The organism is Stenotrophomonas sp. HMWF003 (genome assembly GCF_003061285.1).
GTDB classification, from domain to species: Bacteria; Pseudomonadota; Gammaproteobacteria; order Xanthomonadales; family Xanthomonadaceae; genus Stenotrophomonas; species Stenotrophomonas maltophilia_AP.
In genome coordinates, this window is record NZ_QAIW01000467.1 from 1 (window position 1) to 9,885 (window position 9,885).

Annotated in this window: 13 protein-coding genes; 10 read left to right on the plus strand and 3 right to left on the minus strand. The window is 69.3% G+C overall.

Going from position 1 to position 9,885, the window contains the following annotated elements:
• The 4 genes from DBR34_RS21950 to DBR34_RS20780 form a co-directional block, all read left to right on the plus strand.
• Window positions 1-258, plus strand: a 258-nt coding sequence (locus tag DBR34_RS21950; protein WP_219928356.1) for a hypothetical protein, incomplete at its 5' end; no start/stop codon positions are given.
• Entirely contained in the window at window positions 242-745 is a 504-nt protein-coding gene (locus DBR34_RS20770; RefSeq protein ID WP_128098180.1) for a PadR family transcriptional regulator, read from the plus strand. The genes DBR34_RS21950 and DBR34_RS20770, both read left to right, overlap by 17 nt.
• A gap of 102 nt (window positions 746-847) precedes the next feature.
• Window positions 848-1,645 (plus strand): siderophore-interacting protein, encoded by a 798-nt coding sequence (locus DBR34_RS20775; protein WP_128098181.1) that lies wholly within the window; start codon window positions 848-850, stop codon window positions 1,643-1,645.
• Between the two features lie 264 nt (window positions 1,646-1,909).
• Window positions 1,910-2,347: a hypothetical protein gene (locus tag DBR34_RS20780; protein ID WP_128098182.1), complete on the plus strand. Its 438-nt coding sequence runs from the start codon at window positions 1,910-1,912 to the stop codon at window positions 2,345-2,347.
• Window positions 2,348-2,481: 134 nt separating this feature from the next.
• On the opposite strand, the gene DBR34_RS20785 is transcribed toward DBR34_RS20780, so the two are convergent.
• From DBR34_RS20785 to DBR34_RS20795, 3 genes are all read right to left on the minus strand, one after another.
• The gene (locus DBR34_RS20785) at window positions 2,482-3,306 is read right to left on the minus strand and encodes a hypothetical protein (RefSeq protein WP_128098183.1); all 825 of its coding nucleotides are present in this window, start codon (window positions 3,304-3,306) and stop codon (window positions 2,482-2,484) included.
• 266 nt (window positions 3,307-3,572) lie between these two features.
• Window positions 3,573-4,280: a YceI family protein gene (locus DBR34_RS20790; RefSeq protein WP_128098184.1), complete on the minus strand. Its 708-nt coding sequence runs from the start codon at window positions 4,278-4,280 to the stop codon at window positions 3,573-3,575.
• 89 nt (window positions 4,281-4,369) lie between these two features.
• Complete coding sequence (locus tag DBR34_RS20795; protein ID WP_128098185.1) at window positions 4,370-4,960, minus strand: malonic semialdehyde reductase; 591 nt, start codon at window positions 4,958-4,960, stop codon at window positions 4,370-4,372.
• Window positions 4,961-5,090: 130 nt separating this feature from the next.
• Between DBR34_RS20795 and DBR34_RS20800 the strand changes: the two genes are divergently transcribed.
• The 6 genes from DBR34_RS20800 to DBR34_RS20825 all read left to right on the plus strand — a co-directional run bounded on the left by DBR34_RS20800 (window position 5,091) and on the right by DBR34_RS20825 (window position 9,395).
• The gene (locus tag DBR34_RS20800; RefSeq protein ID WP_128098186.1) at window positions 5,091-6,059 is read left to right on the plus strand and encodes a mitochondrial fission ELM1 family protein; all 969 of its coding nucleotides are present in this window, start codon (window positions 5,091-5,093) and stop codon (window positions 6,057-6,059) included.
• 58 nt (window positions 6,060-6,117) lie between these two features.
• Window positions 6,118-6,960, plus strand: coding sequence for a DUF2145 domain-containing protein (locus DBR34_RS20805; protein ID WP_258224221.1), 843 nt, complete (start codon window positions 6,118-6,120; stop codon window positions 6,958-6,960).
• 70 nt (window positions 6,961-7,030) lie between these two features.
• Complete coding sequence (locus tag DBR34_RS20810; RefSeq protein ID WP_258224222.1) at window positions 7,031-7,552, plus strand: hypothetical protein; 522 nt, start codon at window positions 7,031-7,033, stop codon at window positions 7,550-7,552.
• Window positions 7,553-7,563: 11 nt separating this feature from the next.
• Window positions 7,564-8,079 carry a hypothetical protein gene (locus tag DBR34_RS20815; RefSeq protein WP_128098188.1) on the plus strand — a complete coding sequence of 172 codons (516 nt, stop codon included), beginning with the start codon at window positions 7,564-7,566 and terminating at the stop codon, window positions 8,077-8,079.
• 75 nt (window positions 8,080-8,154) lie between these two features.
• Entirely contained in the window at window positions 8,155-8,709 is a 555-nt protein-coding gene (locus DBR34_RS20820; RefSeq protein ID WP_038690846.1) for a queuosine precursor transporter, read from the plus strand.
• Window positions 8,710-8,768: 59 nt separating this feature from the next.
• Window positions 8,769-9,395, plus strand: coding sequence for a hypothetical protein (locus DBR34_RS20825; RefSeq protein ID WP_128098189.1), 627 nt, complete (start codon window positions 8,769-8,771; stop codon window positions 9,393-9,395).
• The last annotated feature ends 490 nt before the right edge of the window (window positions 9,396-9,885 follow it).

Consider the following 9,885-nt stretch of genomic DNA (forward strand, 5'->3'; position numbering starts at 1 on the left):
GCGCTGGACAAGCCGATGCAGGTGGCGCGGGCGCTGCGGGGCGATCGGGCCGCCGGGTGCGGCGGCGTGGCGGCCTGGTGGCGGTGCCAATGGGCGGCTGAAGAGGCGCGAATTGTTCCACCACGGGCACGCACCGTCGCAGCCGGGATGCACCTGAACGCATGCCTGCCGTGCGCGCGCCGTTGCTGGCGGCGGGCGGGATTTCGATATATCGTTCCGCCATCGCATTCGATATATCGAAATGACCGCTCCGCGTGACCTCGACCGCCCTGCCCGCCCGCTGACCGCACGCCCGCTCAGCCGCGGCGACCTGCGCCTGCTGATACTGGCGCTGCTGGGCGAGCAGCCGCGCCATGGCTACGAGTTGATCCAACTGATCAGCGATATGTTCGTGCGGGTGTACACGCCCAGCGCGGGCTCGATCTACCCGGTGCTGGCGCAGTTCGAGGCGGCCGGCTGGGTGGGCGCCATTGAAGACGGCGGGCGCAAGCGCTACCAGCTGAGCGCGCTGGGGGCGGCCGAACTGGCCGCGCAGCGCGAAGAGGTGGACGCGGCGCTGCGCCGGGTGCGCGACAGCGCGCGCACGATCACCAAGGCCAACCTGCCGCCGAGCGTGCGCGACGCGCTGCGCGAGCTGAAAACCGCGCTGGGCCTGTGCCACGGCCGCTGGAACGAGACCAACGCCAGCAGCGTGGCGCAGGCCCTGCGCGACGCCGCCGCCCATATCCGCGGGCAAGGACGCTGAGCATGCCGTTCCCCGCTTCCACGTATTCGACCCAGCCAGCCCCGGCCAGCCAGGTCTTCCCCCTACGCCGCGCTGCGGCGCATTTGATTACAGGTGTTCCCCATGGCTGTGCATGAAAACAAGCTGCTGCGTCATACCGTGAAGTTCCGCCCGCTGCAGGTGCTGCGCACCGAAGAGATCAGCCCGTGCATGCGCCGGGTGATCGTGGGCGGGCCGGCGCTGGAAGGCTTCGATTCGCCCTCGCCGGACGACCACGTGAAGCTGTTCTTCCCCAATGCCGAGGGCCAGTTCGTGGTGCCGTTGATGACCCCGGAAGGCCCGCGCTACCCGGAAGGCCAGCAGCCCTCGCCCGCCCGCGATTACACCCCGCGCTGGTGGGACCTGGAGGCCGGTGAGCTGGCGCTGGATTTCGTCATGCATGGGCATGGCGTGGCGTCGAGCTGGGCCGCCAATGCGCAGCCGGGCGACGCGATTGCGGTGGGCGGCCCGCGCGGGTCGCACATGACCGCGCCGGACTACGACACCTACGTGCTGATCGGCGATGAAACCGCGCTGCCGGCGATTGGCCGCTGGCTGGAGACGTTGCCGGAAGGCGCGCAGGCCGATGTGTATATCGAAATTCCCGAGTCGGGCGACCGCCAGGAACTGCCGGAGGACGACCGCATCCGGGTGTCGTGGCTGGAGCGCAATGGCTGCGATGCGGCCAGCAGCACGCTGCTGGAAGACGTGCTGACCGATTTCGAGGAGCCCGAGGGCGATACGTTCTACTGGATCGCCACCGAGTCGCGCCGGGCGCGGATGATGCGCAAGTACATCGAAGGCCACCTGGGCGTGCCCAAGGATTGGATCCGTTCGACCGGCTACTGGAAGGCCCACGCCGACGAGCACGACGGGGACTGAGCCGCGCTGCCTCTCCGGTGCCTTGTGCGAGTGCCGGGCCACGGTGCCTTGCGCAGGCGCCGGGACCGTTTGGGAAGGCCGACCTTCGTTGGTCCAAGCGGAGCCCGAGCGACCACCGCAGATGGAAACCCATGACCGCCGCCCGCCCGTAGGTGCCTGCGGGCGTTGGGGTGGCGGGAACCCCGCCGAGGCGGCTGGCGTAGCCAGACCGCGACGAGCACCGGCTGCGAATGCGACAATCGCGTTTTGGGCCGGTGCTTTTCCATGCAAGCAGTTTCTTCTTCGGCGCTGGCCGACCTGATCGCCCGCGCCGAGCGCGCCGACCCCGCCCTGGATGCCGCGCTGACCGCGCTGGCGCCGTCGGTGGGCGGCAACGTGGCGCCGCTGCGGGCGGCGATGGTGCCGCTGGCACAGGTGCTGACGGCGCTGGTGCAGGCCAACGCGGATATCGGCCTGGTGGCCGATGAGCTGCGCCGGTACCAAAAGTTTGCCGCGCCCGGTAAGCCGAGCCTGCAGATCGTGCAGCTGCGCAAGCAGCAGGCCACGGTGAAGCAGGCCGCGTTGATTGCCCGGCAGAATTTCGCCCAGGCCACGCACGCCTTCCTGCGCGACGGCGGGTTGACCGCACCGGCACGCCGGCTGCCGACCGACTTTGCCACCGCGTGGCTGGGCAAAGTGGCGGCGGCGGTAGCGGCGGGCTGAAGGGCACCCACCGCGTAGAGCCGGGCTCTGCCCGGCTTGTATCGGACGTTCATGGCGCCCACCCGCGTATATCCGGCTTCCATGACGCCGGAACGAAGAACAGCCGGGCAGAGCCCGGCGCTACGCGGCTTGGGTCACGCGTTCATGGCCGCCGACTTGGATGATGCGTCGGTTACGTCCGCCGCCACACGCCGCCAGCCATACCGTTTGGCCAGGCCTACCTCGATCAGTACCAGCGCCATGATGATCAGCAGTGGCAGCAGCAGGCCGACATAGATGCCGGGCATCATGCTGGTGAGCTGCGCCTTGAGCAGGCGGATGACGCCTTTGGTGTGCAGCAGTTCGTTCATGCGCATGCCCAGCGCTTCGCGGAAGACTTTCTTGTCCACGCCGCTGTAGCTGGCCACTTCCTTGGACACGCTGTCTTCCACCCATTGCGACATCAACGCGCTGCGCAGGTGGTCGATGCCGCTGCGGGTCCAGCGCGTGAGCGTGCCTTCGCCCTGCAGGTAGCTGGCCCCGGGCAATGGGTGATCGGCCAGGTAGGCGTCCACCACCTGGCGGGTGGCGTCGTGCACGGTGGCGTCGCTGCGCATCAACGTGGCGAGGGCGGGATCGTCGAGGGACTGTTCGAAATCCACCATCCAGCTGGCCACCAGGGTCTGCAGGTGCGGCTGGAAGTGGTCGATCTGTTTGTACAGTGCGCGCTGCGCGCCGGCCGCAAAGCCCAGCTGCAGGCCGGTGAACGCGAACAGCAGCGGCAGCAGCACCACATAGGTGGCCAGGGTGTAATGGTGCCAGCGGTTGCGCCGGGCGAACCAGCGGCGGCGATGCATGGCCAACCAGGTGGCGATGCCCAGGCCCAGGCCGACCAATGTGCCGATCAGGCTGCCCCCGATCAGGTCGAGCAGGCTCAGGCCGGTCCAGAATTCCATCATCCAGAAGTGTGCGTCTTGCACGGGTGTGCTCCTGTTGCGCGTGAAGCGGGGGAGTGTAGGCGATGCAGCGAGATCGCCGGGGTGATCGCCATCCCGGTAGAGCCGACCGTTGGTCGGCTGTCGCGGCAATGGGCGCATCGATGTCATGCAACGGCAGCCGACCAACGGTCGGCTCTACCCCGGTGGGGTCCGCGCAAGCAACAGAGGCCCCTCGCAATCCCCACCCCCACCCAAACAAAAAGCCCGCCTTTCGGCGGGCTTTCTGCTGTTCCTACATCAGCAACCGATCAGGCAGCCGGCTTTTCGCCGGTGGCTTCGGTGGTGATGCGGATGTTCACTTCATCGCTCACGTTCGGGGCGTACGCGCCCACGCCGAAATCGCTGCGCTTGATGGTGGTGGTGGCGTCGAAGCCGGCGGCCGGCACCTTCGCCATCGGGTGCTCGCCACCGCCGTTGATGGTCACATCCAGGGTCACCGGCTTGGTGATGTCCTTGATGGTCAGGTCGCCGGTGACGGTGAGCTTGTTGGTGCCGTTGGCTTCCACCTTGGTGCTCTTGAACGAGGCCGCCGGGAACTTGGCCGCGTCGAAGAAGTCCGCGCTCTTCAGGTGCTCGTCGAACTTGGCGGTGAAGCTGTTGAGGCCGGTCAGCGGCAGCTTCACTTCCACGGTGGACTTGGTGACGTCGGCAGCGTCATACACCAGGGTGCCTTCGGCGGCGCCGAAGTGCGCGGTCGGGTGCGAGAAGCCGAAGTGGCTCCACTGCGCCAGCACGTCGGTGTGGGTCGGGTCGAGCTTGTAGGTGCCCGACGCGATCTGGATGGCTTCGGCAGCCGGGGCGGCCGGGGCAGCAGCGGTATCGGCAGCCGGGGTGGTGGCGGCAGCGGCCGGGGCAGCGTCGGCCGCCGGGGCGGCAGCTTCGTCGGCCGGCTTGGAGCAGGCGGCGATGGCCAGGGTGAGGGCCAGCGGCAGCAGCAGTTTGCGGGTCATGGTCATGTCAGGTCTCTCTCGAATACGAAGGGAAAAGAAGGAAGGTGAGGCAAACAGCCCGTCCGCTCAGACGGGCCGGGGTCTGGCGGGAACGCTTATGCGATGCGTGCTGCTTCGTCGAAGCTCAGGCGGGGCAGCCGCGGGAACAGGCCCGAAGAATCACCGTACCCCAAGTTGACCAGGAAATTCGACTTGATCGCGGTGCCCTTGAAGAAGGCTTCGTCGACCTTGGCATTGTCGAAGCCGGACATCGGGCCGGCATCCAGACCCAGCGCGCGGGCGGCCAGGATCAGGTAGGCGCCCTGCAGGCTGCCGTTGCGGAATGCCCCTTCGGTGCGGGCTTCACGCGGGCCGTCGAACCATGCCTTGGCGTCGGTGTGCGGGAACAGGTAGGGCAGCTTTTCGTGGAAGTCTTCGTCGAAGGCGACGATCACCGTGACCGGGGCGGCCAGGGTCTTGTCGTGATTGCCTTCGGACAGCGCCGGGGCAAGCTTGGCCTTGGCTTCGGGGCTCTTCACGAACACGAAGCGCGCCGGGCTGCCGTTGGCCGCGGTCGGGCCCCACTTCAGCAGTTCGTACAGCGCCTGCAGCTGGCTGTCTTCGACGGGGGTGTCGAGGAAGGCGTTCTGGGTGCGGGCGGTACGGAACAGCTGGTCAAGCGCAGCATCGTTGAGCACGTGGGACATGAAGCCTCCAGAAAAGGGGGAGAAACCGGGTGTCGCCTGCCGGCCGGTCGGGGTGACCGTGGGAGGGGCGAAGGCTGGCAGTGTAGAGTGTCGTGACAGTTGCAACACCCAGCCTGACTGAAACGAATTAATGCCATACGTGAAACGATGGAGTCCGCCCTGGACGATCACTGACGGCCGTGCCGGCAATGTGCGGCAGGCGGTGGCGCTGGCGTCGGCACTGAAACTGGGCGCGCATCAACCGCTGGTGCTGACCCCGCGCGCGCCGTGGCGCTGGCTGGCGCCGCGCTGGCTGCCGGGCGCCGCCCGCGGATTTGGCGAGGCCTTCCAACAGCTGGCCGCCGAACACCCGCAGCTGGCCATCGGCTGTGGCCGGCAGGCCGCCGGGGCCCTGCGCGAACTGCGCCGGGGCGGCACCCGGGTGGTGCAGATCCTGGACCCGCGGATCAGCGCGCGGCACTGGGACCTGGTGGTGGTGCCCGAACACGACCGCCTGCGCGGCAGCAACGTACTGACCCTGCTGGGCAGCCTGAACCCGGTCAACGATGACTGGCTGGCGTGCGGGCGCGCGGCGTTTGCCGCCTTCGGTGCACTGCCCGGCCCGCGGACTGCGTTGCTGGTGGGTGGCCCTACCCCGCACGCGCCGTGGCACGAGCCGCACATGGTGCAGGTGTTCCAGCAGTTGGCCGCACAGCTGCGTGCCGAAGGTGGCAGTCTGCTGGCCACCACCTCGCGGCGCACGCCGCCGGCACTGGTGGGGGCGCTGCGCAGTGCCTTCGCCGATGTTCCGCATGTGATCTGGGGCGACGGTGGCGACGGCGTCAATCCGTATGCGGGCCTGCTGGGTTGGGCCAACCGCGTGGTGGTGTCGCCCGATTCGGTGAACCTGCTGTCCGAGGCCTGCGCCACGCGCATGCCGGTGGCGGTGGCGCTGGCCGACCAGGCGCAGGCGCGGCTGGCGCTGTTCCAACAGGCGCTGCGCGAACGCGGGCGGTTGCAGCCGCGCTGGCTGGACTGGCACACCGATGGGCGCATTGAACCGCTGCGCGAGACCACGCGCATCGCCGCCGAAGTACAGGCGCGCCTGCTGCCGGTATGATGCGCCGGCGGCACCGTGCCGTGGGAGAACACGCCTCATGGAAGACCGCCGTCCTGCGATGATCACGCGCCTGCGCCAGGCGCTGCTGTGTGGGCTGTTGCTGGGCACTGCCGCGCTCGCCCACGCCGAACCGCAGTGCGTGGAACGCTACCCCACGCCGGCCGCGCTGGCGTCGATGTTCGATGTGGCGCTGGCCACCACCGACGCACTGGATGCGCTGGACGGTGTGGACGTGGTGCTGGTGGCACGCGGCGGCCAGGATCTGAGCAAGTACGGGTTGCGCCACAGCCATGTGGCCTTCCTGCTGCGCGAGGACGACGGCCAGTGGCGCGCGGTGCACCTGCTCAACCCCTGCAAGACCGCCGACTCGCACCTGTTCCGCGAAGGCGTGGCCACCTTCATCGGTGAAACCTCGGCGCATACCGACCTGCGCATCGGCGTGCCCACGCCGGCGCTGCGGGCGACGTTGAAGACGATGCTGACCCAACCCGCCATCCAGGCGCGCGCCCTGCACGAGGCACGCTACAGCGTGGTGGCCTATCCGTTCAGTACGGAATACCAGAACTCCAACCAATGGATCCTGGAAGTGCTGGCGGCGGCGTTGGCGCAGAACGAAGACGGCACGCTCATCGTCAACCGCACCCAGGCGCAGGACTGGCTGAAGCAGCACAAGTACCGGCCCAGCACGCTGCACATCGGCGTGGCCAAGCGCTTGGGCGCGCGCTTCTTCGTGCCCAATGCGGCCGTTACCGACCACCCCGCGGGCGAGCGCATTTCGGGCAATTATTCGGTGGTGACGGTGGAATCGGTGTTCGACTTCGTGCAGCAGCAGAAGGGGCTGCAGATGGAACTGCCGATCGCACACGTGGCGGTGGACGGCATTACCGCGCCCAAGCCGTGAGTCAGCTGCGGGCAGTGCCAGTGCAGGCATACTGCGCGCCTATGTCGATGTATCTGAAAAGGACCCCCCGATGACACGGATTTCGCGCCTTGCTGTTTCCCCGCTGCTGGCCGTTGCGTTGTGCGCCACCAGCGTGCCCGCCTCGGCGCAGATGTTGACGGGTAACAAGCACCCGGTGGCCAGCAGCGTCATCGTGACCTCGATCGTGAGCGTGGTCGTGGTGACCGCGCCGGTCTGGATGGTCTCGGCCGGGGTGAGCAAGGCCAGCGACGGCTCGGCCCGACGCAGCCGCGCACGCGCCGAGGCAAAGAAGGCCAAGCCGCTGCCGCCGCTGACGGTGGAGAAGGTGGAGCACACCGCCGATGGCGGCATCCAGCTGGCCCTGCAGAATCCGCAGGCACCGGATGACCTGGCCGTGCTGCAGTGGCCGGCCCAGGCCGACAGCCCGGTAACCGCCGTGGCGGTGGGTGACGTGTTGGCCTTTACCCCCACCGAAGGCGGCGCGGGCTGGAACGTGGCCAACGCGCAGGGCACCACGCTGGCGTTCCTGCCCACCGACCCGGACGCGGCGCAGCCGAGTACACGCTGGTAAGGCGCTGCCGCATGAAACAGACATTCGCGCTTTCTCTGCTGGCGGTGACACTGCTGGCCCCCGCCCTGCCCGCGTCGGCGCAGGACCTGAGCCGCGCCTCGCCGGTGACCAGCAGCGTGCTGGCCACCTCGGTGGTGAGCCTGGCGGTGATCACCGCGCCGGTGTGGCTGAGCGCGCTGGGGGTCAGCGAACTGCATGACGCCTCGATGCCGCACAACCGCGCTGCCCGGGCCGCGGCGAAGAAGGCCGGGCCGCTGCCGCCCCTGACCGTGGAACGCGTGGCCCAGCAGCCCGATGGCGCTTACCGCGTGGACCTGCGCAACCCGCAGGCGCCGGACGAGCTGGCGGTGGTGGAATGGCCGGCCCGTGCCGACAACCCGGCCGCCGGCGTGAAAGTAGGCGACGTGCTGGATTTCAAGCCGACCCCGGCCGGGGCTGGCTGGACGGTGGCCAATGCCGGCGGCGCGGCACTGGCGTTCCTGCCGACCACCACGGCGGCGGCCACCAGCATGAGCGAACGCTTCTAGATGAACCGGCCCGGGGTGGCCCTGCGCCGCCCAAGCCCGGATAATCCGCCGCTTCCCTGACTTCCCCGGTGCGCCATGTCTGTGCGTCCTTCGATCACCTTTGCCCCGTTGACCCCGCGCGCGCTGTTGCTGGCGGTGCTGGCCATGGGCGCGGTGGTGCTGGGCAGCAACGTGCTGGTGCAGTACCCGATCAACGACTGGCTGACCTGGGGCGCCTTCAGCTACCCGGTGGCGTTCCTGGTGAGCAACCTGATCAACCGGCGCTTCGGGCCGCAGGCGGCGCGCAAGGTGGCGTGGGCCGGGTTCGCGCTGGCGGTGGTGCTGTCGATCTGGATCGCCACGCCGCGCATCGCGGTAGCCTCGTGCCTGGCGTTCATTGCCGCGCAGCTGCTGGACATCACCGTGTTCGACCGGCTGCGCCGCGGGCACTGGTGGCGCGCGCCGATGGTGGCCACCACCTGCAGCGCCACGCTGGACACGACGATCTTCTGGAGCATCGCCTTTGCCGGCTCCAGCTTGCCGTGGGTGAGCTGGGCCGCGGGCGACCTGGCGGTGAAGCTGACCATCGGCGTGTTCCTGCTGGCGCCGTTCCGCGCGTTGCTGTGGAAGATGGCGCCGCGCGCGGCGTAACTGCGCTGCGGCGGTGTACCGGCTGGACAGTGCGCACGCGGGTGCAGCAGGCTGTGGCGATGGACATCGATGCCACTTACAAGCGTGCCGTGGAACGCCGGGTGCGCGCACGCCTGGCTGCCGTTGCTGCCACCCACGCCGGCGTGCGTACGCGCGGGCTGGACTGGGTGGTACGTGAGGGGAAGACCGAACTGGCCAGCGCCGGGCTGTACCCGCTGCGTGCGGCAGGTGGCTGGGCCGCCACGTTGACCGTGCACTGCCCGACGGCAGTGGCGTTCTGCAGGACCTGGGCCGACGGCACGGCTTCGGCGTTGCCCAACCCGGACATGCTGATGGCGGTGATGTCGACTGCCGGCGGCATGCCCGGCTTTGCCGGCCACAGTGGCGTGATCGTGCGGGCTGGCACCCACAATGCCGATGCGCTGGCCCAGCAGCTGGTCGACCGCCTGGCCGATGCCGCCCTGACGCGCGCGTTGGCCTGGCGCACGGTGCCGGTGGCGCTGATCGATGACGTGGTAGCGCACAGCGCGTTCTACGCCTGGCCGCTGCAGACGGTGCTGTACATCGCCCAGCGCAATGGCCTGGCGGCCGACGACCCCAGGCTGCACGACGCGCTGCAGCGCCGCGCCATCCTGCGCCGTGGTGAACGCGACCGGGCCCTGGTACAGCGCGCGCTGCCCGGGTAGAGCCACCCCATGGGTGGCTGCCCGGTGCCGGGCGAAGAGCAGCCGGGCAGAGCCCGGCGCTACGCGGGGTGTTCGGCATCGGTAGAGCCACCCCGTGGGTGGCTGCGTGGTGCCGCGCGAAGAGCAGCCGGGCAGAGCCCGGCGCTACGCGGGGGGTTCGGCATCGGTAGAGCCACCCCATGGGTGGCTGCGCGATGCCGGGCGAAGAGCAGCCGGGCAGAGCCCGGCGCTACGCGGGGGCTTCGGTATCGGTAGAGCCACCCCGTGGGTGGCTGCCCGGTGCCGGGCGAAAAGCAGCCGGGCAGAGCCCGGCGCTACGCGGGGTGCGGGGTCTGGAACGGGAGGCCGGCTGCGTCGCAGGCGGCGCTGATGACCGCGCGGGCTTCTTCCAGCGCAGGCGTGGGCGCGGCCAGCCGCGGGCGGCGGTCGAGGGTGCAGGCCAGGCCGACGTCCAACAGTGCGGCGTGCGCGTCATGCAGGCTCTGGCGGG

Coding starts and splice junctions, on each gene's coding strand:
- DBR34_RS20815 (WP_128098188.1), top strand. CDS start 7,564: ATGAAACAGACATTCGCGCTTTCTCTGCTGGCGGTGACACTGCTGGCC.
- DBR34_RS20820 (WP_038690846.1), top strand. CDS start 8,155: ATGTCTGTGCGTCCTTCGATCACCTTTGCCCCGTTGACCCCGCGCGCG.
- DBR34_RS20770 (WP_128098180.1), top strand. CDS start 242: ATGACCGCTCCGCGTGACCTCGACCGCCCTGCCCGCCCGCTGACCGCA.
- DBR34_RS20800 (WP_128098186.1), top strand. CDS start 5,091: ATGCCATACGTGAAACGATGGAGTCCGCCCTGGACGATCACTGACGGC.
- DBR34_RS20775 (WP_128098181.1), top strand. CDS start 848: ATGGCTGTGCATGAAAACAAGCTGCTGCGTCATACCGTGAAGTTCCGC.
- DBR34_RS20795 (WP_128098185.1), bottom strand. CDS start 4,960: ATGTCCCACGTGCTCAACGATGCTGCGCTTGACCAGCTGTTCCGTACC.
- DBR34_RS20805 (WP_258224221.1), top strand. CDS start 6,118: ATGATCACGCGCCTGCGCCAGGCGCTGCTGTGTGGGCTGTTGCTGGGC.
- DBR34_RS20825 (WP_128098189.1), top strand. CDS start 8,769: ATGGACATCGATGCCACTTACAAGCGTGCCGTGGAACGCCGGGTGCGC.
- DBR34_RS20810 (WP_258224222.1), top strand. CDS start 7,031: ATGACACGGATTTCGCGCCTTGCTGTTTCCCCGCTGCTGGCCGTTGCG.
- DBR34_RS20780 (WP_128098182.1), top strand. CDS start 1,910: ATGCAAGCAGTTTCTTCTTCGGCGCTGGCCGACCTGATCGCCCGCGCC.
- DBR34_RS20790 (WP_128098184.1), bottom strand. CDS start 4,280: ATGACCATGACCCGCAAACTGCTGCTGCCGCTGGCCCTCACCCTGGCC.